Annotated in this window: 23 protein-coding genes; 15 read left to right on the top strand and 8 right to left on the bottom strand. The window is 34.1% G+C overall.

Features of this window, described 5'->3' with window-relative positions; genetic code table 11:
- The first annotated feature begins 12 nt into the window (after positions 1-12).
- A complete protein-coding gene (locus B0A75_RS13820) occupies positions 13-936 on the top strand; it encodes a PorP/SprF family type IX secretion system membrane protein (protein WP_089054859.1) in 924 nt (307 codons plus the stop codon).
- An 11-nt stretch (positions 937-947) separates the two neighbouring features.
- Positions 948-2,876 carry an OmpA family protein gene (locus tag B0A75_RS13815; protein WP_089054858.1) on the top strand — a complete coding sequence of 643 codons (1,929 nt, stop codon included), beginning with the start codon at positions 948-950 and terminating at the stop codon, positions 2,874-2,876.
- Positions 2,877-2,969: 93 nt separating this feature from the next.
- Here B0A75_RS13815 and B0A75_RS13810 read toward each other — a convergent pair whose 3' ends face one another.
- Positions 2,970-3,371: a DoxX family protein gene (locus B0A75_RS13810; RefSeq protein ID WP_089054857.1), complete on the bottom strand. Its 402-nt coding sequence runs from the start codon at positions 3,369-3,371 to the stop codon at positions 2,970-2,972.
- 224 nt (positions 3,372-3,595) lie between these two features.
- Between B0A75_RS13810 and B0A75_RS13805 the strand changes: the two genes are divergently transcribed.
- The 4 genes from B0A75_RS13805 (at position 3,596) to B0A75_RS13790 (ending at position 6,656) form a co-directional block, all read left to right on the top strand.
- Positions 3,596-4,189, top strand: a complete 594-nt coding sequence (locus B0A75_RS13805; protein WP_208861272.1) for a TetR/AcrR family transcriptional regulator — start codon at positions 3,596-3,598, stop codon at positions 4,187-4,189.
- Between the two features lie 12 nt (positions 4,190-4,201).
- Entirely contained in the window at positions 4,202-4,411 is a 210-nt protein-coding gene (locus B0A75_RS13800; RefSeq protein ID WP_089054856.1) for a hypothetical protein, read from the top strand.
- A 4-nt stretch (positions 4,412-4,415) separates the two neighbouring features.
- On the top strand, positions 4,416-5,645 hold the full coding sequence (locus B0A75_RS13795; protein WP_089054855.1) for an MFS transporter: 1,230 nt from the start codon (positions 4,416-4,418) through the stop codon (positions 5,643-5,645).
- A 414-nt stretch (positions 5,646-6,059) separates the two neighbouring features.
- A complete protein-coding gene (locus tag B0A75_RS13790; protein WP_089054854.1) occupies positions 6,060-6,656 on the top strand; it encodes a Crp/Fnr family transcriptional regulator in 597 nt (198 codons plus the stop codon).
- A gap of 152 nt (positions 6,657-6,808) precedes the next feature.
- Here the strand turns inward: B0A75_RS13790 and B0A75_RS13785 are convergent, their stop codons facing one another.
- From B0A75_RS13785 to B0A75_RS13755, 7 genes are all read right to left on the bottom strand, one after another.
- Positions 6,809-7,180, bottom strand: coding sequence for a group III truncated hemoglobin (locus B0A75_RS13785; RefSeq protein ID WP_089054853.1), 372 nt, complete (start codon positions 7,178-7,180; stop codon positions 6,809-6,811).
- A gap of 37 nt (positions 7,181-7,217) precedes the next feature.
- Entirely contained in the window at positions 7,218-7,985 is a 768-nt protein-coding gene (locus tag B0A75_RS13780; RefSeq protein WP_089054852.1) for an ABC transporter permease subunit, read from the bottom strand.
- Complete coding sequence (locus tag B0A75_RS13775) at positions 7,969-8,691, bottom strand: ABC transporter ATP-binding protein (protein WP_089054851.1); 723 nt, start codon at positions 8,689-8,691, stop codon at positions 7,969-7,971. Before B0A75_RS13775 ends, B0A75_RS13780 begins: the two co-directional genes overlap by 17 nt.
- Positions 8,688-9,920, bottom strand: coding sequence for a nitrous oxide reductase family maturation protein NosD (locus B0A75_RS13770; RefSeq protein ID WP_089054850.1), 1,233 nt, complete (start codon positions 9,918-9,920; stop codon positions 8,688-8,690). The genes B0A75_RS13775 and B0A75_RS13770 overlap by 4 nt, the downstream gene beginning before the upstream one ends.
- A gap of 32 nt (positions 9,921-9,952) precedes the next feature.
- The gene (locus B0A75_RS13765) at positions 9,953-10,960 is read right to left on the bottom strand and encodes a nitrous oxide reductase accessory protein NosL (RefSeq protein ID WP_089054849.1); all 1,008 of its coding nucleotides are present in this window, start codon (positions 10,958-10,960) and stop codon (positions 9,953-9,955) included.
- 61 nt (positions 10,961-11,021) lie between these two features.
- Positions 11,022-12,995: a Sec-dependent nitrous-oxide reductase gene (gene nosZ / locus B0A75_RS13760; protein ID WP_089054848.1), complete on the bottom strand. Its 1,974-nt coding sequence runs from the start codon at positions 12,993-12,995 to the stop codon at positions 11,022-11,024.
- A 34-nt stretch (positions 12,996-13,029) separates the two neighbouring features.
- Complete coding sequence (locus B0A75_RS13755) at positions 13,030-13,506, bottom strand: c-type cytochrome (protein ID WP_089054847.1); 477 nt, start codon at positions 13,504-13,506, stop codon at positions 13,030-13,032.
- Positions 13,507-13,630: 124 nt separating this feature from the next.
- On the opposite strand from B0A75_RS13755, the gene B0A75_RS13750 reads away from it, so the two are divergent.
- The 9 genes from B0A75_RS13750 (at position 13,631) to B0A75_RS13715 (ending at position 23,409) form a co-directional block, all read left to right on the top strand.
- Entirely contained in the window at positions 13,631-14,002 is a 372-nt protein-coding gene (locus B0A75_RS13750) for a hypothetical protein (RefSeq protein WP_244284402.1), read from the top strand.
- A gap of 80 nt (positions 14,003-14,082) precedes the next feature.
- The gene (locus B0A75_RS13745; protein WP_089054845.1) at positions 14,083-14,934 is read left to right on the top strand and encodes a hypothetical protein; all 852 of its coding nucleotides are present in this window, start codon (positions 14,083-14,085) and stop codon (positions 14,932-14,934) included.
- Between the two features lie 62 nt (positions 14,935-14,996).
- Positions 14,997-16,991, top strand: coding sequence for a TonB-dependent receptor domain-containing protein (locus B0A75_RS13740; protein WP_089054844.1), 1,995 nt, complete (start codon positions 14,997-14,999; stop codon positions 16,989-16,991).
- A gap of 244 nt (positions 16,992-17,235) precedes the next feature.
- On the top strand, positions 17,236-18,168 hold the full coding sequence (gene nadA, locus B0A75_RS13735; protein WP_089054905.1) for a quinolinate synthase NadA: 933 nt from the start codon (positions 17,236-17,238) through the stop codon (positions 18,166-18,168).
- A gap of 18 nt (positions 18,169-18,186) precedes the next feature.
- Positions 18,187-19,701 carry an L-aspartate oxidase gene (nadB, locus tag B0A75_RS13730; RefSeq protein WP_089054843.1) on the top strand — a complete coding sequence of 505 codons (1,515 nt, stop codon included), beginning with the start codon at positions 18,187-18,189 and terminating at the stop codon, positions 19,699-19,701.
- A 23-nt stretch (positions 19,702-19,724) separates the two neighbouring features.
- Positions 19,725-20,456, top strand: coding sequence for an iron-sulfur cluster repair di-iron protein (ric, locus tag B0A75_RS13725; RefSeq protein ID WP_089054842.1), 732 nt, complete (start codon positions 19,725-19,727; stop codon positions 20,454-20,456).
- 11 nt (positions 20,457-20,467) lie between these two features.
- Entirely contained in the window at positions 20,468-22,591 is a 2,124-nt protein-coding gene (locus B0A75_RS13720; RefSeq protein ID WP_089054841.1) for a ribonucleoside triphosphate reductase, read from the top strand.
- A complete protein-coding gene (gene nrdD, locus B0A75_RS20855; protein WP_394335287.1) occupies positions 22,500-22,739 on the top strand; it encodes an anaerobic ribonucleoside-triphosphate reductase in 240 nt (79 codons plus the stop codon). The genes B0A75_RS13720 and nrdD overlap by 92 nt, the downstream gene beginning before the upstream one ends.
- Positions 22,681-23,409, top strand: coding sequence for an anaerobic ribonucleoside-triphosphate reductase activating protein (locus B0A75_RS13715; protein WP_244284401.1), 729 nt, complete (start codon positions 22,681-22,683; stop codon positions 23,407-23,409). The genes nrdD and B0A75_RS13715 overlap by 59 nt, the downstream gene beginning before the upstream one ends.
- The last annotated feature ends 9 nt before the right edge of the window (positions 23,410-23,418 follow it).

Genomic DNA, 23,418 nt, shown 5'->3' with positions numbered 1-23,418 from the left:
ATAGAATTGGCTATGATTAAAAGTATAAAAAAGATTTTCACAATCCTTACAATGCTTTCTGTATTTGGTGCGATGGCTCAGCAAGATCCCCAATACACACAGTATATGTATAATACGCTTAGTGTTAACTCTGCGTATGCCGGCTCATTAGGGCATTTAGCTATAACTGGTATATATAGAACACAATGGGTTGGACTTGAAGGAGCACCAAACACACAGTCTTTTACACTCGATACTCCACTTGGAAAAAACGTAGGTTTGGGGTTATCTGTAGTAAGCGAAGAAATAGGCCCTTCGGAAGAGCAATATCTTGATGCTAACTTCTCTTACACCATTCCATCTGGACAAACCCATAAATTATCTTTCGGAATTAAAGGAGGTGGAAGAGTAATAAATATTGACTGGACAAAAGGAAGTTATAGAGATCCAGATGTTCAGTTTCGTGAAAATATCACCAATAAATTCCTTCCGGTAGTTGGTGCGGGATTATATTGGCACGGCGAAAGAGATTATATCGGATTGGCTGTTCCAAATTTTATGACTAGAGAACGATACAATTATGATGATATTGCCGATGATCTAGTCAATGAACGAATGCATCTTTATCTTATAGGCGGAATTGTTTTTGACCTTTCAGCTCACACTAAGTTTAAACCAGCTGCAATGGTAAAATATGTAGCCGGAGCTCCATTAATTGCCGATTTCTCAGCCAATTTTATGTTCAATAACTGCGTAACACTTGGTGTTTCATATAGAACAGCAGATTCTGTAAGTGCTTTAGCATCGTTACAAATCACACCGCAATTCCTTGTAGGCTACGCTTATGATTATACTACCACAGAATTACAAAACTACAATAGCGGCACACACGAAATTATGCTCCGATTTGAATTAGTATCACGCAAAAAGGGATTAAAATCTCCTAGATTCTTTTAATACTAGCAGCCATGGAAAAAAGAATTATTATACTCGCCTTGCTAATCATCCAAATGGTTAATGCGCAAACAAAGAACAAAACGGCCGATGCTCTTTTTGATAAAATGTACTATATAGATGCCGCAAAATCATATGAACTATCCGTAAAAAATGGCGATACTTCAAAAGAAATTTTGCAGCGTTTAGGAGATGCACACTATTTTAATACCCAAATGCAAGATGCCAGCAAATGGTACAGCAAACTGCTTGCTGATTATTCTGCCGAAGTTTCAGCAGAATATTACTTTCGTTATGCACAATCTTTACAGGGAATAAAGAATTATGATCTGGCAAAAAAATGGATGAAAAATTTCTCCGAGAAACAAAAATCCTCAGATTCTAGAGCACAAAACTTCTCTCTAAAAACGGTAACTCTCGAAGATATAAAGAAAATAAAACCACAGTTTATCCTAGAAAATCTAGAAATAAACTCCGCTTACTCCGATTTCGCACCAATGTTCTATAAAGGCGACTTAGTTTACTCAACAACAGTAGATTCTTCCTTTTTAAAAACAGCAAAATACGGGTGGAACGATCAGCCTTATTTAAATATGCAGCTGGGAAAAATAAGTCCGACACAAACAAACGTAACTTTTAAGGAACGTTTCGCAAAAGAAATTACAACCCAATATCATGAGGCTTGTGTCGCTTTTTCTCCAGATGAAAAAACCATTTATTTTACTAGAAACAATTATAACGGCAAATTAAAAAGAGACGATAAAGGTGTAAATAATTTAAAATTATACTCTGCCAAAGCAGTAGAAAACAGCAATGGCACCGTTCGATGGGAAAATCTAAAAGAACTTCCGTTTAACAGTGACAACTATTCTGTTGGACAGCCAACTGTAAGCAAAGACGGTAAAAAGCTCTATTTTGTTTCTGATATGCCCGGAACAATTGGTTCTACCGATATCTTTATGGTAGACATTTTAGACGAAGACCAATATTCGAATCCTAAAAACTTAGGCGAGAAAATAAATACCAGCGGACGCGAAATGTTTCCGTTTATAACAGACAAAGCCTTGTACTTTGCCTCTGATGGTTTTTTAGGTTTAGGAGGTCTTGACGTTTTTGAAAGCCGATTAAATAATGAAGTATTTAATTCACCCGTAAATCTTGGTGCACCTTTAAACAGCAGTTTAGACGATTTTGGCTATATTGTAAATGAAGAAACCAACAAAGGTTTTGTATGCTCAAATAGAAAAACAGGTAAAGGCGATGATGATATTTACTCTTTCGAAAGAAGCTGTACACAATCTATAGAAGGTTACGTTTTTGATGCCATATCGAATAAAAAAATTCCAGGTGCCATAGTTACACTCAAAAACAATGAAAACCAGCAATTACAGCAAACCGTTTCTAGAATGGATGGAAAATTTGAGTTTGAAGAAAACATCAATTGCAATACTCCTTACGCTATAGAAGCTGCTAAAGATAACTTTACAACCTCATCAAAAGCAATCGTTACTGCCGAGAATTCAGGAATAACCGAGGTACCAATTGGACTTGATCCAAATCTTATAGAACGTAAAGATGGTATTCTAAAAATAAAAATCGGAATTATTTTCTTTGACCTCAACAAATCAGATATACGCTATGATGCTGCAATAGAACTTAACAAAGTAGTTTTATTAATGAATCAATATCCTACAGTAGTCATTAAGATTGAATCTCACACAGATTCAAGAGCCAATGATCAATACAATCTTGAATTATCTGATCGAAGAGCCAAAGCTACCAGAGATTATATAATCTCTCAAGGAATTGCTGCAGAACGAATTGAAAGCGCGATTGGTTACGGCGAAACCCAGCTTATTAATAATTGCTCAAACGGTGTCCCATGTACCGAAGCACAGCATCAAATGAACAGACGAAGCGAATTCATTATTACAAAAATGTAAAAACCTTAAATTACAAAGTTTAAACTTAGAATATGGAATAAAAAAAAACGGTATTAAACCGTTTTTTTTATTTGAGCTCTTATCAAGAATATGTTAATCCCAATTACTTTTTGTAGAAGCACTATACTTTCCTCCTCCAGTAAAAAATAAAACAAGTGCAGTAAAAAAGTACAAACCAAGCAATTCTAAAGCCCAGCCACCATGCTCACCCATTTTAAATATATCAGCACTATGAGCCATTAATGCAGCAACAAAACAATTAAAAGCGTAAATTAATGCTGCGATTCTGGTTCTAAAACCAACTATAATAGCAATTGGGGCTAGAATTTCTCCCACTAATACACCATACGAAAAGAAACCTGGAAGACCTTTTTCTACTAACATTCCCGAAATATAATCTAAAGCTCCATTGAACTTTGCAAAACCATGCAAAAGCATTAATAATCCAATTGTAATACGAAGTATTAAAAGGCCAAAATCATTGTTTTTTTTCATTTTTTAAGAATTAAATTTAGTCAGACAAACCAGTTTTATAAACAAAATTCACCATTTTGTACGATAACTGCTGTTAGTAAAAATAGCAAAAAAAACATACAATCTAAATCTGTAAAAAAATTTCTATTTTTTATTTTAAATAACGTTGGATATTTTTTTTATTATAAATAAGCAAACGTTCACTTATTATTATATCTTTGTTTTCAATTTAAATATCCTTTCATTTGAGAACTAGAGATAGTAATAAAGAAGAATTAGTTAAGCAAAAAACGATAGAAATGATTGTAAAGTATGGCATTGAAGGCTTTGCAATGAATCGTTTAGCAAAAGAATGCGGTATCTCTGTCGCAACCCTTTACATTTATTATGCAGATAAGGAGGATCTCATAAAAAAAATAGGGATTGAGATGGGAACATTCTTTTTTAAAAGCTCTTTAAAAGACTTTACTCCCGATATGCCTTTTGCAATAGGGCTTGCTAAGCAATGGGAAAATCGGTCTTCATTTATGATGAACAACACTGATAAACTGGTTTGCTGGGAGATTCTCCAGAATTCAAACTACGGTGATTTTATAGTAAATGAAAGCTTGATGGAATTAAAAGAAATTATGACAAAATTTCTAAATGGAGCCATCGAGAGAAAAGAGATCGTACCAGTTACAAAAGAAGTGTTTTGGAGTATCGCTTACGGACCTTTATACAATTTACTGCGTTTTCATGAAAAAGGAAAAGGATTGGGCGGAACCACTCCGTTTAAATTAACAAACGATGTACAACAAGAAGCATTACGTTTAGTAATCAAAGCACTAACCCCCTAAAAATTAATAGCCATGAATGTCATGATATTTGCTACTAATATAAAAACAGAAACCAGCAAAAATAAAATTGCAGCATTCTTTAATACAAACAAATCAATCCTGCAATGGAGTATCGATCAAGAAGATATTGATTGTGTACTCAGAATTATAAGTAAAAATCTAAACGCAGATCAAATAATCGAGATGTTGAACTTTCTTAATTTTGACTGCAAAGAACTTTAAATAAATGAACGAAAAACAAACACTCGAAACAGGTTTCAACGGCTATCAAAAACTTGTTATATTTCTTTTAGCCCTTACACAATTTACAGTTGTGCTCGACTTTATGGTAATGTCGCCTCTTGGAGATATTATGATGAAAACACTAAAAATTACGGCATCACAATTTGGTATTGCCGTTTCGGCTTATGCCTTTAGTGCTGGAATTTCAGGACTGTTAACAGCAGGTTTTGCTGATAAATTTGATCGAAAAAAACTTTTACTTTTCTTCTATATTGGCTTTACAATAGGAACTGTATTTTGTGCCATAGCACCAAACTTTATATTACTTGTTGCAGCGCGTATTTTTACCGGTATATTTGGCGGTGTAATTGGTTCTATTTCTATGGCAATTGTTGCCGATTTATTCAGCCTGAAGCAAAGAGGAAAAGTAATGGGATTTATTCAAATGGGATTTGGAGTAAGTCAAGTTTTAGGAATTCCGATTGGGCTATACATTGCTAATGCTTGGGGCTGGCACGTACCTTTTTTATGGATTGCCGCTATGGCAGCGATAATAACTTTGGTTTTATCCTTTAAACTGCAGCCAATCGTGGAGCATTTAAGTTTAAAACAAGAAAAAACACCTATTCAACACTTGTGGCATACTATATCAAAACCACACTATCAAGTTGGTTTCTTGTCTACTGCCCTGCTCTCTATTGGAGGTTTTATGATGATGCCATTTGGAAGTGCCTTTGCTATAAACAACTTAAAAGTAACCACTGATGAGTTACCTTTACTTTTTATGATTACTGGTGTTGCAACATTAATTACTATGCCTATTGCAGGAAAATTAAGTGATAAATTCAGCAAATTTAAGCTCTTTGCCTTTGCTACTTTGTTTGCTATAATTGTAATGAATGTTTATGCGCATTTTGCCGCTACTCCATTTTGGATTGTATTAGTTACTAACATCTTAATGATGATGGCCATTATGAGCAGAATGGTGCCTTCAACAACATTAACCTCAGCAATACCAGAACCTCAGGATCGAGGAGCTTTTATGAGTATTAACTCTTCTCTACAACAAATGGCAGGAGGTTTTGGTGCTATGATCGCTGGATTAATCATAGTACAAAAAGACAATTATGCACCATTAGAACATTATGATACTCTAGCAATGGTTGCTTCTGTTATTATGCTTATAAGCATTTATTTAGTCTCTCGCGTCAGCAAAATTGTTTACAAAAAGTGATAAAGTTGTAAGCTTTTTTAAAGCAAAATAAAACCTAAACTTAAAACTCCTGCATTATTTGTAGGAGTTTTTTATTTACCTGTAGGGATAAAAACTAAAAAGTAAGATTTTTTCTGTTTTTGGAGAACGAAAATGTCTTTAAAAAATACCTTTCAGATTCATCAAATACAAAAAAAAACCACTACACCTGACTTTACATAAAAAACTAATAATTAATAAATTACAAATATTTTTAAATAATAGATTACTTCAAGAAACTAACAATTATCATGTTTTTACTTTTGATGATTTCTTTCCTTTGTTAAGCTAAAACAATACCACAAACCAACCAAAACATAATGAATAAGAGTGTTAAACGTAGAATTAAAAAGGAAGAGCATATATCATTTATTAATAAATTAATTATTGATAAAAATGCACATTGATACTGATTTGCTCTATACGTGGGGAGCAATTGCAAAAAAAGTTCCCAAAAACGCAATCATTTTTTATGAGAATGATCCCGCGTTATCCTTTTTTCAAATTTTAGAAGGAACCGTAAAAATGAGCTACACTAACGAAGATGGTAAAGATCTTACTATTGGTGTATTTAATAAAGGAGATAGTTTTGGAGAACCGCCGTTAATTATTGGCGAGCCCTATCCTGCATCGGCATTAGCTCAAACAGACTGTGTGATTTTAAAACTTTCTAGACTTAATTTTTTCTCTTTTCTTGAAGAAAATCCTGAAGCACAAAAGAAAATATTGAAATTATTTGCCTCAAGAATTTATAATAAAATCGTTTTCTCTAAAAATATTATTAACCATAAACCAGAACATCGCATACAATATTTTTTAGATAATTTTAAAAGACAGCATAGCACAAAATCGAATCAAAAAATTAAAATTCCATATACACGTCAGGAAATTGCTGATTTTACGGGATTAAGAGTTGAAACTGTAATTAGAACTTTGACTCTCATGAAAAAGAATAAAAAAATTGAAATAATTGATCACAAATTATTCTACTAGAATGTCTAAAAAATTACAGCAGTATGACTCAAATCATAATCTATGGTTCAAATATTCACGTCCTTTGAGAAAAGGTTAAATGATAAATTATTAATTCAAATTTCATAACGTTTTAAAGTAAAAAAGCGGGAACTTCAATAGTTCCCGCTTTTTTAACTTATTACTTTGTTCATCATTGCTTTTGAGATATTGTCAGCCCTAATTTTGACTTCTCTAGCCTTTTCTCCTTCAAACAAATCATCGACCGTTTTTTTCCACAACTTTGTCCAGTGCTTAAAATGAGCCTCCGTCAAAAGGCTTTTCTGATTTAACATTCGATGTTTCATCATCGGATTTCCATCAAAGTTTCCCGTATGAAATAAAATATTATCCCAAAAATCATACATTATCGGAAGGTGTTTTTCCCAGTTTACCGCTGCTACTTCTGTAAACAAATAACCAATAGTAGGATCACTTCTAATTTTTAAATAAAAAGCATCTACTAAGATTATAATATCGTCTTTGTCTTTAATATCTGTTTTCATCTTTCAATTTATTTCTTCATTTGTGTTCAAAATATTTTTACAAATCTTTTTTATTAAACTTTTTAAGAGATATAAAAAACGGAATTACGATCCATAACAACAATAATAAAAAAGATAGTATCAGTCCAATTGTTGTTCCAAAAAAATCTTTAAAAATCGCTCCTGTATACCCCATCATTGCCGATTGATCGAGATGCAGTAATATTTGAATACGTGCCAAATCTATAGGACTCAATGCTGTTACACCAACCATAGCTTTCTCAATAGGATATTCAGAAAACTGAAAAAGTAAAAACAATACTACAGCATCAAAAAGCATTGCAAAATACAGCCAGAACATTATGGCAACTCCAATTCCTTTTGCTTTGTCTCTTGCATAAATACAGCTTAAAAAAGCCAATGAGACAAAAACTACTGAAATGAGACAACCCACCAAAAGCATCATAAATCCAACTATACCTGGTGCATTTATTATTAGCGGAATTCCAGCTCCAAGAAAAAACGCGGTAACCATTGCGATCGAAAGGCCTGCAAATAAACTAATCCAGATTTTTCTTCTCTTTAAAGGCTGGCTTAGTAAAAGTTCAATAAATTCAGCACTATTATAAAGATAAATCGTCGAAAACAATATCGATACTAAAGGCACCGTAAACAAAATTACATTCAATATAGTAAGTAATCCTTTAGCTGAATTGTCTTCTAATCCAAAAGATCCCCAAGAAAGTAACGCTAAAATAATGGTGTAACTAACAACAATCTTATTTTTAAGTATATCGAGTAAAACAATTTTAATTATTCTGTTCATGATGTTTCTCTTTTAAGATTGCGGCTATGGCTTTTGAGATTTTGCTTTCGCCTGTATATTCAAGTAAATCGCTGATCGTTTTATGAAAGTGTACTTTTCCATCCTGCATGAAAATAATCTGAGTAATCATATCATCGAGTTCACTTAATAAATGTGATGTTATTAAAATTAATTTTCCAGCGTCACGTTCTTTTAGAATCTTTTCTTTGAGAATTTCAGACGCTAATGGATCTAATCCTGCTGTAGGCTCATCAAGTATAAGAACATCAGGATTAAAAAGAAAAGCCAGTGCCGCACTTACCTTTTGAGTAGTTCCGCCAGAAAGTGTGCGCATTTGTTTAGCATACATTTTGTCAAGATTAAAGGCTTTTATCAAATCTTCGTCTAAAACTGTTTTTGAATTTCTAATTTCTTTAATAATACTAATTATCTGGCCTATTTCCATATTATCAGGATATCTCCCAATCTGCGGCATATATCCAATTTTATTTCTGTAATTAAACTCTTTTAAAATAGAATTTTCTTGAAACAAAATATCGCCGTTGTCAGGAAGCACCATTCCAAGAATCGATTTAATGAGAGTTGTTTTTCCGCATCCGTTAGGACCAATTAATGCAATGCATTCTCCCTTTTTAAATTCAAGGTTTACCTGTTCTAACACTTGAAGTTTTCCAAACTTTTTGCTTATATTTTTTATCGTAATCATAAAATGAGAGATTTCATAAATGGGGTTTCATCAATAAAATTATCAGGTGTAATACTTGGCAGTACTTTTTCTGATTTGTCTAACAGCGTAATCATAAAACTCCTGAATAGAAGCATTGCCGAAGGATTATTCTCAGTAAGAACAGCAAAAAGGCTCAATGGATGAAAAGGTACATCGCCAATCCCGTCTTTGTTTAAATCATATCCCTCATACTTATCCCAATAATTACTATTGAAATGATTTAAAACGAGACTTCCGTTAGTACTGATATCAAAAGTATTGGCAAGAAAGTTATTGAATGAAATTTCGTTATCCATGCAACTTGCTTGAATTTTCATTCCCCAGCCATTGTCTTTAAATATGTTATGATTAAGCATTACTCTGCTCGTGCCTTCCATATAGATTCCTGAAGTATTGCGTATAAATTTGTTTCCAATAATATAGCTGTCTGCAATCTCTTTCAGCAGTAAACCATAGGCAGCGTCTCCCCAGTTTTCTTCAAAATAATTGTTGAACATTTTTACATTCTTGGTAAACATTACTGCCACTCCTGCTCCATTGTTTTTAAATACATTTGAGATGTACGAATCGTCATTAGAAAACATAAAATGCAGTCCGTATCGAATATTTCCTTTAGAAATGTTTCTCCAGATAATCGAATTCGAAACAAACTCAAAATAAATACCATCACGATGCCCGGAAATTCTGTTTCCGATAATCTTCATACTATCGCTTTTCCAGCAATGAATACCATTTCCTATGCGCTGTTCTTCTTTTTGATATGCTTTTATGGTGTTATTTTCAATTATGCAGCTGCTCCCTTTTTGAGCGTAAATGCCAAAAAAGTTATTCTCCAATATATTATTCTTTACCGTTACACCTATTTTATCATAAATTTTAATACCGCAAGGATCGTTAAGAGAACCGTAACCAGAATCTATTACCTTAAAACCAGATACAACAACACTATCAGCTTTGATAGAAACCACTTCATATTTTCTTTGTCCATCAAGAATTGGAAAATCCTTTCCTTGCAGCACAATTCTTTTATTGATCACGATATTTCCCTCACGATACACTCCTTTATAAACCAAGATTGTATCGCCAGGGTTTGCCAAATCAATAGCTTTTTTTATACTTTTTATTACCTTGTTTTTCCCAACCTCAATAGTCTGAGACTGCAGATTGAAAAAAAACAGCGATAGAAAAAGACCTAGAAATAATTTCATATTTTTTAATTGTGTTTTGAGTTGTTGTACTCTTATTTTTCAATAAAAGTGCTCCATTCCTTTTCTTGTCCCTGAGATTCTGCTTCAAATGCTTTGGCTTGACTTTTATTAGAAAATGCAGCAACATTTCCATTCATAGGACTTTTGATTGCACCGCCAGAGACATAAAAAGCTTTTTCGGCAGGAATTAGTTCATTTTCTAAAGTATAATCATGAACGTAATATCCTTTAACTTTTAATTCTGGATTCTCTTTAGTATAATTTACCATACAAGCCAGGTCATCAAATTTATAAGCTCGGCCTTTTTCAGTAATAATCTCTGCTCCATGTTTTCCATCGGTAATTCCCATTTTGCAAAAATCGCAGTTGTCCGTATTCAATTTAATTGGAACTGGTTTATCATTTGAACATGAAGAAAATAGAACGGCCATTATTGCAATACTTAATACTGTTTTTGTTTTGAAAAAAAGCATTTTCTTTTCTTTTAGTACAGCCAGAAAAAGTAAAACTCCAGCAGTAATCAACATCCATCCGCCAATATCCGGGATCGAATAAGCACCAAAATTAAGCAGTTGTTTATACCCTAAAACAGGCGGCTGATATGCCATTCCGGGTACACGTATGGCTGCATTTGGATCAAGGTTGTGACCATATTCATAATTCCAACGGTAAAAATCAAGGCCGGCAGCTATTCCAAAAAGGACAAAGGAGCCAAAGAGTGTAAATAAAATTTTCTTGTTTTTATAAAATATACAGCCCAAAGCGATAACTCCAAAAAAACCTAGAATGATGGGAAGAATTGTAAACTCAATAAAATCTTCAGTATGCAAAGTTTTCATACCAATATAGTGATTAAGCCCATTAATAATGTCAACATCACCAGCAATTTTAGAAGCATGAAGTTTTAAAACCAATCCTTCAGGATATTGAGGTGCAGTTAATTCAATTTTCCACATGGGCACAAAAATGGATCCAATAAAAAGTAATCCTGATAACAAGAGAACTATTTTAGAAAATGTCGAAATTGTATTATTTCTCATAATAATTCAAAATAAAAAAGGGAACAAAGAATATGCTCTGTCCCCTTTACTTGGTTAGTAGTTATTCTTTTGGTAAATTAGTTCCCAGACTGTAGCTAATTGGAACGTTACTTCCTGCTGGTGAAACTCTAACATAACCCTGCATTTCTTGATGCAATGCACTGCAGAAATCTGTACAATAGAATGGGAATATTCCTTTTTTCTGAGGTGTCCATTTTAAGGTAAGTGTTTCTCCCGGCATAATCAGCAATTCGGCAGTATTAGCTCCTTTAATAGCAAATCCGTGAGGAACATCCCAATCTTGTTCAAGATTAGTAACATGGAAATAAACCTCATCACCTACACGAATTCCCTCAATATTATCTGGAGCAAAATGAGAACGAATACACGTCATATAAATATGTACTTTATTTCCTTCTCTAACCACTTTAGTCTCTTTTTCACCTTTGGCTGCAAAAGGATGTTTGTTATCAGCCATTTTGTAAAACTTCAACTGTCCGTTGTTACGAATCTTATCTGCTGGAATTCCTTGTGCATAATGCGGTTCTCCGATTGTTGGAAAATCAAGCAGCAGTTTCATTTTGTCTCCGCTGATATCAAACAACTGTGCACTTTGTGCTAATTCAGGACCTGTTGGCAAGAAACGATCTTTTGTAATTTTATTATAAACCACCATATATTTTCCAAAAGGTTTTTCTGTATTACCACCTGGAACCATAAGGTGACCCGGAGAATAATAAGTTGCTTTTCTATCTAGAACTTTAAGATCTTTAATATTCCATTTTACAACCTCTGAAGAAACAAACATTGTTGTATATGCATTTCCTTTACCATCAAATTCAGTATGTAAAGGTCCTAATCCTGGTTTTTGAACTTCACCGTGCAGCGCAGCTTCATATTTCACTACTGGAATACCCGCATAAGATCCATCAAATTGTTTATTAGCAATCGCTGCTTTCAGTTTTGTAAAACTAAATACAGGAATCAAAGCTGCCAATTTTCCACTTCCAATAATGTATTCTCCCGTTGGGTCAATATCACAACCGTGAGGTGATTTTGGACAAGGAATCATATAACAGATATCTTTAAGTTCTGCAGCATCAAGAATCAGCACCTCTTTTTTAATTTCAGATTTTGCTGTTTGTGTTTTTTCATCCCAAGTATTATGAGCATAGTTTGCAGGAACACGTTTTCCTTTTCCGGCTTTAATATATTCCTCTGCTTTTTTCCAGTTAACCGCCATGATAAAATCTTTATCATTTTTAGATGCATTTACCTCTAGCAATGTATTTGCTTGTTCTGTATTATAGCAAGAGAAAAAGAACCATCCGTGAGACTCTTTTTTACCTGGATGGCTAAGATCAAAATTAACTCCAGGCGTTACAATTTGGAAAGCAAGATCTAACTCACCTTCTTTCCCAACTTTGACAAAGCTTAAGTGTCCTTTAAAGTTTTTCTTGTATGTATTGATAGGCACATCTCCATTATCATTATCGGCAGGCACACTAAAACGGCTTGCTCCAACCACGTACTCTGTATTTTGAGTAATAAATGGTGAAGAGTGATTTCCTCCACAGTTTGGAAGCTCGATAATTTCAGCCGTTTTAAAAGTTTTAAGGTCAATACGTGCAATTCTAGGCGTATTGTTTGCATTGGCAAAAAGCCAGCGCCCGTCTACCTCACCATTTGTTTGTGACAAATCAAGGTGATGCTGGTCATCCCATGGCACATATCCGTGAGAAGTGTTTAACATTGGTTTTGTTTCCTCACTATAGCCGTAGCCGCTTTGAGGATCTTCAGAAAATACAGGCATTACTCTAAGCAGTCGCCCGCTTGGAAGCCCGTAAACACTAACTTGACCGCTGAATCCGCCAGAGACAAAGTTGTAAAACTCATCATACTTACCGGGAGCAACATATACTTTACTGGCTACATCGCCGTCAACAGTATCTGAAGAGTCTTTGGGCTTGCAAGAAACAAAAAAAGCGCAGCCCAAAGTAATGGCAAAAACTGATTTTAAAAAGTTATTTTTCATAAGGTTATTATTTAGAATTCGATTATTTTGGTGTTTATTTTACCCCATCATTCTGACGCATATATTCTAGAATACTTCTAGCTTCATCATCACTTAAACCTTGATTAGGCATTCTAATCATGCAAAGCTCTAATTGAGCCTGCAATTCTGGATCTTTATCAATCATAGGATCAGGATTTGTGATAAAATTCATAATCCATTGTGGTGTTCTTCTTTCCGTTACACCTTTCCATCCCGGACCAACAAGTTTTTCATCTGTAGGTTTGTGGCATGAAGTACATTTTACTTCGGCAGCTTTAAGCCCTTTTTCTGCCATTGCTTTATCTAAGGAAGCTCCTAATTCTACAGTCGAGTATTTCCCGAGGCCTCTTTGAGGATCGTATGATTCAGCTTCCGCAGTTTTCTCTGCTGGCTGCGGAGTCGAAAAATCTTCATCTGTTTTTGATTTATCCTTTCCGCAGGACACGAAAAAGAAAATGCCAAACATTGCTATTAAAAATAATTTGTTCATGTGTTTGCTTTTTTTATTTGTTAAACTACAGGTCAAAGTTCCACAAGATGTATTTCTTAAATTATGATTACGATCATACTTTAAAGAAAAAGTTGATGATACCTTCGTACTCTAAAATAAACAGATGAAGTTTTTTGTTTACATATTTCTCTTTTCAGTGGTTTTCAGACCTGCCTTTCCATTTTTGGATTATGTAGTAAACTACCATTACATTGTTACCGAGTTATGCGAAAACAAAAATGCTCCAGAACTAAGCTGTAATGGAAAATGTCATTTAAAAAAAGAGCTTGCAAAAGCGTATAAAAATGATGTTCCTGCGTCTAACGAGAAAAAAACAGAAACTGCTGAAACAGTTGTACTTTTCATCGTAAACCTTCCAGTATTTTGTTTTGAAACAGAACATACAATCCACTCAAAAATAAACTCAGTCTATAAAAACCTATACTCCCATTTAGACGCAGTTTCTGTATTTCGTCCTCCAGCTTTCAACTATTAATTTTTCAATGTTTTACACTTTATTTTCTCCGAAATCTATTTCGGCAGAAATCGTATTATCCTTATTTAAATTAATATTCTATGAAAACTTTAAAATACATTACCCTTTTCCTTTTAGCAATTACCTATATCTCATGTTCTTCTGATGATGATTCTTCAACTTCAATTCCTGCTGATGAAACACTTGGACTTCAAAAAATTCAAGAATTAACAAATGACAATCATGTTGTTGAACTGTACTCAAAAAAAGGCACTCTAATTCAAGGCTACAATACCATTACAATTAGAATAAAAGACAAAAAAAGCAGCGCCTATATTACAGATGCTAAAATTGATTGGACACCAATTATGCATATGACTTCAATGCAGCATTCATGTCCAAAATCAGCTGTAACCAAAACGGCTGATAAAAAAACCTTATACTCAGGTGATATTATTTTTCAGATGGCACAAAACGATAAGGAGTTTTGGGAACTTAAAATTAATTACACCATCAACAATGTTGTTTATACCGTTGCAGATACTATTGCTGTAACGGCATCGCCAAAACGTACTGTAACCTCATTTAAAGACAATAACGGCAATAAATATGTACTGGCTTATATCGCACCCGAGAATCCGAAAGTAGCCGTAAACGATGCTGCTGTTGGACTTTATAAAATGGAAGATATGATGACGTTTACCACAGTAAACAATTTTAAAATAAAAATAGATCCTAGAATGCCAAGTATGGGAAATCACGGATCACCAAATAACACCGATTTAGTACAATTCCAAGCGGGAAGTTTCTATAAAGGAAAACTTTCATTGACCATGACAGGATATTGGAAAATTAATATGCAGCTTTTAAATGCCTCAGATGAAGTCCTAAAAGGAGAACCTGTAACGACAGAAAATCCAGCAAGCAGTCTTTATTTTGAAATTGAATTTTAAGCACTCATTATTAACAAGAAAGAGGCAATTCTAGTTGTCTCTTTCTTATAATTTATCTAGTGATGAAAAAGATAACAGCATGTATTCTAACTATTTTTTCAACAATCTGCTGGGGACAAGAACAACAAAAAGACAGTCTTTCGACTCAAAATTTAAATGAAATTATTGTTATTGGAAAAAAAGCAGCTTTACATCAAAAACAGCCAAAATCATTGACTTCTGTAGAAGATTATCTGCAAAAATCTACAAAAGTAAATATGATAAAAAGAGGCGCTTATGCCTGGGAACCTACAATCAACAACATGTCTACAGAACGCACTGTTATTACTATTGATGGAATGCGCATTTTTGGAGCTTGTACTGATAAAATGGATCCTATAACCTCATATGTTGAAGTTTCAAATTTATCAGAAGCAGCAGTTGCTTCTGGTCAGCAGGCAAGCTGTCATGGTGCGGCAATTGGCGGCTCTATAGATCTAAAACGTTCTGTTTTTAGTCAAAATACTTTGGGGTGGAATGGCAGTTTTAACTCAGGTTATGAAAGTAACAATCAGCAAAAAATTATTGGAGGTTCATTAGGTTACAATAATGAAAAGTTTTACGCTCATGCTGATTTTATGCATCGTGATGCTGAGAATTATAAAGCCGGCGGAAATCAAGAAATTAATTTTTCTCAATTTACCAAATACAACATTGCTGCAACTGCCGGATATTTCATAAATAAGAGAAATAATCTGGAAGCTTCGCTAATTTATGATAACGCAACAAATGTAGGTTATCCTGCTCTGCCAATGGATGTTTCGCTGGCAAAAGCCGAAATTATGTCTTTAAGCTATCGTTATACCCCTGATTCTGGTATTATTTCAAACTGGGAAACAAAGGTTTACGGAAACAGCATAACTCATAAAATGGATGATACCAAAAGACCATCAGTTCCCATTCATATGGATATGCCGGGCTGGTCTGACACCTATGGATTTTATTCTAAACTAAAAGGGAAATATAAAATACATGATTTTACAGCAGACTTGAATGCTTTCTACAACAAATCGATTGCCGAAATGACAATGTATCCTGCTGATCCCACAGAAAATTTAATGTTCATGTACACTTGGCCTGATGTACGAACTTTTTACAACGGCTTGTCTCTTGAAGATTATATTAAAATAGCATCAGAAACTACTTTGAGAATTGGAACTTCTGTTGGATTTCATTCAAATGATGTTGCAAATGATTTCGGATTACAGAGCCTTCGTATTTTTTATCCTGAAATGCAGGCTTCAAAAAACCGTTTCTTAAAAAGTTTCTCAGCAAACTTTACTCAAAAAAAAGGCAAATTTGAATATGGTTTTGGAGGTGCTTATGCTGAAAGAGCTCCTTCGGTTTCTGAAGGTTATGGTTTTTATCTTTATAACAGCAGTGATTTTTATGACTACATTGGAAATCCATTTTTAAAGAACGAAAAAGCCCTAGAAGCCAATCTTTTACTGGGTTATAAAACAAATCATTTAAACACAAAAATTACAGCATCATACTTTCATATTAATGATTTTATTGTAGGTCAAATTGATCCTAATACTCTGCCTATGACAATTGGAGCGTCTGGTGTAAAAAAATACGAAGCTATAAGCTATGCCTCTATTTTTAATGCTGATTTAAATTTAGAATATTCTCTATTTGAAAACTGGCTTTTAAAAACGCAGCTGGTTTATAGTTTAGGCAAAGACAATCAAGGAAAGAATCTTCCTTTTATAAGTCCAATACGATACAGTGCAGGAATTGACTATAAAAAGCAGAATTTAAATTTAGGAATTTCGGCTTTAGGAAATCTTGCTCAAAAAGAATTTGCAGCAACATACGGTCAGACAAAAACGCCGGATTATTTGATTTTTAATTTCAATGCTGGATATGTGTTTCATTACAATCAAAATTTAATAAAACTGCAAACGGGTGTCGAAAATATTTTTGATAAATATTACACCTCTTTTTCAGATTGGAATAAAATTCCGCGAATGGGACGTAACGTCTTTGTCAATCTTACTTTCAACTTTAGATAAGCCTTTTTTGAACTACATTTTTCCAGTTTTACGTTTCATTTTTTAAACTGAACATAAAAAAATAAAAATAATACAGTATGACTGGAATCATAGTTTGAAATTTTTGATGGCAATATATTTACGATATCAAAATTTACAATCAAGCATCCTAAAAACTACCAAATTCTCTAAATTCTTCAGTCTTACCAACTGCAGCATTTCTTTAGTACAGCTTGATTTTTTTCAAAAAAACAGATTAAAAAAAATGGATAAACAATTCTTGATACAGGAAATAAACCGCCTAAAACAGCAAAAAAATGCTGTCATTCTAGCTCATTATTATCAAAATGAAGACATTCAAGATATTGCAGATTTTGTTGGCGACAGTTTAGAATTATCCAAAAAAGCACAAGCAGCCAATGCTGATATTATTGTTTTTGCTGGAGTTCATTTTATGGCAGAAACCGCAAAAATCCTTAATCCTTCAAAAAAAGTACTCGTTCCTGATTTAAACGCGGGCTGTTCACTTGCTGATGGCTGTGATCCGAAAGATTTTAAAATATTCAAAGAAAAATATCCGGATCATGTTGTGGTAACCTACATCAATTGTTCTGCCGAAATAAAAGCGATGAGCGATCTCGTTTGTACATCATCTAATGCAAAAAAAATAATAGGATCAATTCCTCAAGACAAAAAGATAATTTTTGCTCCCGATCAAAATTTGGGAAATTATCTTAAAAAAGAAACTCAGCGTGATTTGGTACTCTGGGAAGGTTCCTGTGTGGTTCATGAAGCTTTTTCATTAGACAAGTTAATTGAAATTTATATAAAAAATCCAACGGCAAAAATTGCCGCTCACCCGGAGTCGGAAACTCATATTTTGAAAACGGCGCATTATATTGGCTCTACTTCGGGTATTATTAACTTTATTAAAACGGATCCTGCTTCCGTTTTCATCGTGGCTACGGAGGCCGGCATTCTGCATCAACTTTCAAAAACTGTACCTGATAAGACGTTGATCCCGGCCCCATCCACAGAAGACAACAGCTGTGCCTGCAGTGAATGCGCTTTTATGAAAATTAATACACTTGAAAAACTCCTGCAATGCCTAAGTAGTGAAAGTCCAGAAATTAAAATATCTGAACCTTTAAGGGTTAAAGCCTTGCAGCCAATTGAAAGAATGCTTGAATTATCATAGAACCAAAAAACCAACAAAATGCTTAAAACTGACATCTTAATAATTGGCTCAGGTATTTCGGGACTCTTTCTAGCTATGAAAACAGCTCAAAAAAGACCCGATTTGTCAATTGTAATTATGACCAAAGAAAGTGCTCAAAATACAAACACACAATTAGCACAAGGCGGTATTGCGGTTGTAACCGATTTGATAAAAGACAGCTTTGACCAGCACATTAAAGATACACTCCAAGCAGGCAAAGGAAGCTGTGATGAAACTATTGTAAATATGGTAATTAAGCAGGCGCCCGAAAGGTTAAAAGAACTTTTAGACATTGGAACTTCCTTTGATAAAGATGAACTCGGACAATGGAATTTGGGTTTAGAAGGCGGTCATTCTAATCATCGCATATTGCATCATAAAGACAGTTCTGGCTTAGAAATTGAAAAAAAACTTCTAAGTATTATAAAAGAACTTTCAAACATACAGTTACTCGAAAACCATCAAGTTATTGATTTGAATACCGAAAAAATCGGAGAAGAAAATCTTTGCACTGGTGCTTTTTATTATGACAAAAAAAGCAACTCTGTAAAATATATACAAACCCGAACCATCATATTGAGTACAGGCGGCTGCGGCCAGCTTTTTGAGAACACAACCAATCCTGAAATTGCCACGGGTGACGGTATTGCAATGGCTGCCCGCGCTGGGATCGAAATTGAAGACCTCCAATACATCCAGTTTCATCCCACCGCCTTGTATGCCGGCAGTAAAAATCCGTTTTTTCTAATTTCAGAAGCAGTTCGTGGTTTTGGCGCTTATGTTGTTAATGAAGATCAAAAAAGATTCCTTTTTAAATACGATTCACGGGGCGAATTAGCAACACGTGATATCGTTTCTCATGCCATTAATAGCGAAATGCTGCATACTAATAAAAAGCACGTTTATCTTGATTGTCGCCACTTAGATCCAGTCGAGTTTTACAAAGAGTTTCCTGTAATTGCAAAACAATGCAATCTAGCGGGTATAAAGCCCGAAAAAGATTTAATTCCAATTGTGCCGGCGGCGCATTATCAATGCGGCGGGATAAAAGTTGATCGCAACGGTTTAACGGCAATTCAAAATCTATATGCCATAGGAGAATGTGCCAGAACAGGATTACATGGAAAAAATCGTTTAGCTTCCAATTCGCTATTAGAAGCATTAGTTTTTGCACATCAAGCCTCAGAACAAATAGATAAAACAATACAAAATTTTGCATTTTCATCAAAAATACCTCGCCCAAAGTTTTCCGAAACAGACACAAGCACATACGAAGCTTTTGCTATTCTAAAAAAAGAACTGCAAGTATTAATTACCGTTTTTTATACCAGCGAAAATCGTAATAAAGATCACGCATTAGAAAAAATTAAAATGCTGAAAAATGCAGCGGTTTCTCTAATCGAAAAAGACAAAATCACAATTCCTTTTATTGAATTCAGTAATATGCTTATCACAGCCCTAATTATCATTAAACAATGTAAAAAAATAAAAGAACCCATTCTAACTAATTGAATGACTAAAACCTCTCAAAGAAAATGGAAATAACACCAAAAAATACAATTGGCGAAATCGTGGCAGATGATTTCAGAACAGCAGCAACTTTCTCTAAATACAGTATTGATTTTTGTTGTAAAGGACACCGCACGATCGAAGAAGTATGCAAAAAAAGAGCTATTGATGAAGAGTTATTAATTGCAGAAATTGAAAGAACACGAGCAAGCGAAGCAAATCAATCGTTTGATTATAAAACCTGGCCGCTTGACTTGCTTACAGATTATATCGAAAAAACGCATCATCGTTATGTAAAAGAAAAAACGCCCGTAATATTTCAGTTTTTAAATAAACTATGTAATGTTCACGGCGAAAGACATCCAGAATTATTCGATATTAATTCTCTTTTCTCTGCATCAGCTGCCGATCTTTCGGCGCATATGAGAAAAGAAGAAGTTATACTTTTTCCTTTTATCCGAAAAATGAAAACGGCTCAAATAAAAGGTGATTTTCTAGAAATGCCGCACTTTGGAACTATCGAAAACCCAATAGCAATGATGAAACAAGAACATAATACAGAAGGTGATCGTTTTAAAAAAATTGCTGCTTTGACCAACAATTACTCACCTCCTGCTGATGCTTGCAATACCTACAAAGTGACATTTGCTATGCTGGAGGAATTTGAAAACGATCTGCACAAACACATTCATATGGAAAACAATATACTGTTTCCAAAAGCTATTAATCTCGAGAAAAAATTTGAGAAAGTTTCTTAAACATACAAAACATGGAAAAATATGTGATCAAACGTAACGGCGATTACAAACCTTTTGAAGCCTATAAAATTAAAGATGCCATTGAAAAAGCATTTCAGAGCGTAAATCTGCCAGTTGACAAAAAGATATACAAACTGGTTTCTTTAGGTCTTGAATCAAAATATTCATGGCCGGTAGAAGAAATTCAAGACATTATAGAAAGAGTTCTTTTTGAAAATGGTTATTTTAAAACCATGCGTTCTTTTATTATCTATCGCCATACCCGAAAACTGCAGCGAGAACATATTGATGGTTTCAATGACAGTACAACGTATGTCGACAGTACACAAACTATCGAAGAATATATCAACCAATCTGATTGGCGTATTAATGCCAATGCCAATACCTCTTATTCTAATGCAGGATTGGTTAATAATACTGCAGGAAAAATAATTGCAAATTACTGGCTGGATAAAATTTACAATAAAGAAGAAGGTTTTGCACATAGAAATGGCGATTTACACATTCATGATCTCGATTGTTTAACTGGTTACTGCGCTGGTTGGAGTCTGCGTGTTTTACTAAACGAAGGATTCAACGGCGTGCGCGGTCGTGTCGAAAGCAGACCTCCATCGCATTTTAGAGAAGCGCTTGGACAAATGGCTAACTTTTTAGGAATTTTGCAAAGCGAATGGGCTGGCGCTCAAGCTTTCAGTTCATTTGATACTTATCTTGCGCCTTACGTTTTTAAGGATCAGCTTAGTTACGAGCAGATTCTAAAAGCGATTCGAAGTTTTGTTTACAACCTAAATGTGCCTGCAAGATGGGGACAATCTCCTTTTACGAATATTACTTTAGATTGGACTGCTCCTGATGATTTAAAAGAGCAGATTCCTACTAGAAATAACGAACATTTATTTCTTACTGCAAATGATCCAACCTTGGTTAAAAAAGCAAACGAAAGAGGAGTTTCAGCTTTAACGAATTTAAAATATGCCGATTTTCAAGAGGAAATGAACTTGATTAATAAGGCTTATTATACCGTCATGACCGAAGGCGATGCAAATGGTCAGCCTTTTACATTCCCAATTCCTACAGTTAATATAACAGAGGATTTTAACTGGGAGGGTGAAAATGTAGATTTACTGTTTGAAAACACAGCTAAAATTGGTTCTTCATACTTTCAAAATTTCATTGGAAGCCAGTATATATTAGATGAAAATGGCAACAGAATAGAAAATCCAGAAGCTTATAAACCAAATGCTGTTAGAAGTATGTGCTGCAGACTTCAGCTTGACTTACGCGAATTATTAAAACGAGGAAACGGTTTGTTTGGAAGTGCCGAAATGACTGGAAGCATTGGCGTAGTAACGATCAATATGGCTCGTTTGGGATATTTGCATAAAGGGAATATTATAAAACTATTTTATCATTTAGATGAACTGCTGCAGAAAGCAAAATCGACTTTGGAGAAAAAAAGAATCTTTATTCAAAAAATGTACGATCGCGGACTTTATCCTTATACACAGCGTTATTTGGAACATTTCAGAAATCACTTCTCAACCATCGGCGTGAACGGAATGAACGAAATGGTACTTAATTTTACTGATGGAAAACAAGATATTACCACTAATTCTGGGATTCATTTTGCAACTGAAGTTTTAGATCATATTCGATCAAGAATGAAAGAGTTCCAGGAAGAAACAGGGAACTTATACAATCTAGAAGCTACTCCTGCGGAGGGAACTACTTATCGTTTTGCAAAAGAAGATAAAAAACGTTTTCCAGAAATTTTGCAGGCAGGTCAAAACAATAATATCTATTATACTAACAGTTCACAAATTCCAGTAGATCATACCGAAGATCCGTTTGAGGCCTTATTACTTCAGGACGAATTACAATGTAAATATACCGGCGGAACAGTACTGCATCTTTACATGCGCGAAAAAATAAGCAGTCCCGAAGCCTGTAAAAACTTTGTAAAAAAGGTGTTGACAAATTTTAAACTGCCTTATATAACTGTTACACCAATTTTCAGTATCTGCCCTATTCACGGATATCTTAATGGCGAACATGAATACTGCCCAAAATGCGACGAAATTTTACTCAGCGAGAATAATCAAAAATCCGAAATATATGAAAACACAATGTCATGAAATTCTAGCACAGCAGCAAGTTAAGAGAAGTAAATGTTTAGTTTACACAAGAGTAATGGGCTATCATAGACCCGTAGAAAGTTTTAATATTGGAAAAAAAGGCGAACATCAACAACGTACCCATTTCAAGGAATCCACTATCCAATAAGGCAGTTTACAACATTACGCCCTTTACTTTATTAGATTATCCGGATAAGACAGCCTGCATTGTATGGCTTGCAGGCTGTAATATGCGGTGTTTATATTGTTACAATCCTGATATTGTTCTTGGTAAAGGAAATACTGATTTTGAAACTGTTATTGCGTTTCTAAAAACACGCAAAGGATTATTAGATGGTGTAGTACTTAGCGGCGGAGAATGTACGATTCATAGAAACATAATCACATTTATAAAAGAAATAAAAGCACTTGGTTTTACAGTCAAAGTTGATACTAATGGTTCGAAACCAAATGTTCTGAAAAAACTGCTCTCTGAAAAACTGATCGATTATGTTGCTTTAGATTTTAAAAGCCTTCCTGACGCCTTTAAACAGATTACAAAATCAAATCTATTCTCAGAATTTGAAGAAAGTTTATTACTTTTAATAGCCTCTTCAATTCAGTTTGAAGTGCGCACTACAATCCATTCTAATCTTATCAATAAATCTGAATTATTAAAGATGAGAACCTATCTTGAAACTCAAAATTTTGAAGGAAACTATTATATCCAGCATTTTAGAAATAATGTGCCAACACTAACATCTCTAGGTCGTTCTGATCAAAAAATGACTAGCACCGATTTTTCTCCATCAAAAGTAAAAATTGTTTTTAGAGAATAATTTCTAAAA

This window comes from Flavobacterium oncorhynchi (genome assembly GCF_002217355.1).
GTDB classification, from domain to species: domain Bacteria; phylum Bacteroidota; class Bacteroidia; order Flavobacteriales; family Flavobacteriaceae; genus Flavobacterium; species Flavobacterium oncorhynchi.
This window is presented reverse-complemented; position numbering and strand designations above follow the sequence as displayed.

Bases quoted from the DNA above. Each gene is read 5' to 3' on its own strand.
- B0A75_RS13820 (WP_089054859.1), top strand. From the start codon at position 13: ATGATTAAAAGTATAAAAAAGATTTTCACAATCCTTACAATGCTTTCT.
- B0A75_RS13815 (WP_089054858.1), top strand. From the start codon at position 948: ATGGAAAAAAGAATTATTATACTCGCCTTGCTAATCATCCAAATGGTT.
- B0A75_RS13810 (WP_089054857.1), bottom strand. From the start codon at position 3,371: ATGAAAAAAAACAATGATTTTGGCCTTTTAATACTTCGTATTACAATT.
- B0A75_RS13800 (WP_089054856.1), top strand. From the start codon at position 4,202: ATGAATGTCATGATATTTGCTACTAATATAAAAACAGAAACCAGCAAA.
- B0A75_RS13795 (WP_089054855.1), top strand. From the start codon at position 4,416: ATGAACGAAAAACAAACACTCGAAACAGGTTTCAACGGCTATCAAAAA.
- B0A75_RS13790 (WP_089054854.1), top strand. From the start codon at position 6,060: ATGCACATTGATACTGATTTGCTCTATACGTGGGGAGCAATTGCAAAA.
- B0A75_RS13785 (WP_089054853.1), bottom strand. From the start codon at position 7,180: ATGAAAACAGATATTAAAGACAAAGACGATATTATAATCTTAGTAGAT.
- B0A75_RS13780 (WP_089054852.1), bottom strand. From the start codon at position 7,985: ATGAACAGAATAATTAAAATTGTTTTACTCGATATACTTAAAAATAAG.
- B0A75_RS13775 (WP_089054851.1), bottom strand. From the start codon at position 8,691: ATGATTACGATAAAAAATATAAGCAAAAAGTTTGGAAAACTTCAAGTG.
- B0A75_RS13770 (WP_089054850.1), bottom strand. From the start codon at position 9,920: ATGAAATTATTTCTAGGTCTTTTTCTATCGCTGTTTTTTTTCAATCTG.
- B0A75_RS13765 (WP_089054849.1), bottom strand. From the start codon at position 10,960: ATGAGAAATAATACAATTTCGACATTTTCTAAAATAGTTCTCTTGTTA.
- nosZ (WP_089054848.1), bottom strand. From the start codon at position 12,995: ATGAAAAATAACTTTTTAAAATCAGTTTTTGCCATTACTTTGGGCTGC.
- B0A75_RS13755 (WP_089054847.1), bottom strand. From the start codon at position 13,506: ATGAACAAATTATTTTTAATAGCAATGTTTGGCATTTTCTTTTTCGTG.
- B0A75_RS13750 (WP_244284402.1), top strand. From the start codon at position 13,631: ATGAAGTTTTTTGTTTACATATTTCTCTTTTCAGTGGTTTTCAGACCT.
- B0A75_RS13745 (WP_089054845.1), top strand. From the start codon at position 14,083: ATGAAAACTTTAAAATACATTACCCTTTTCCTTTTAGCAATTACCTAT.
- B0A75_RS13740 (WP_089054844.1), top strand. From the start codon at position 14,997: ATGAAAAAGATAACAGCATGTATTCTAACTATTTTTTCAACAATCTGC.
- nadA (WP_089054905.1), top strand. From the start codon at position 17,236: ATGGATAAACAATTCTTGATACAGGAAATAAACCGCCTAAAACAGCAA.
- nadB (WP_089054843.1), top strand. From the start codon at position 18,187: ATGCTTAAAACTGACATCTTAATAATTGGCTCAGGTATTTCGGGACTC.
- ric (WP_089054842.1), top strand. From the start codon at position 19,725: ATGGAAATAACACCAAAAAATACAATTGGCGAAATCGTGGCAGATGAT.
- B0A75_RS13720 (WP_089054841.1), top strand. From the start codon at position 20,468: ATGGAAAAATATGTGATCAAACGTAACGGCGATTACAAACCTTTTGAA.
- nrdD (WP_394335287.1), top strand. From the start codon at position 22,500: ATGGCGAACATGAATACTGCCCAAAATGCGACGAAATTTTACTCAGCG.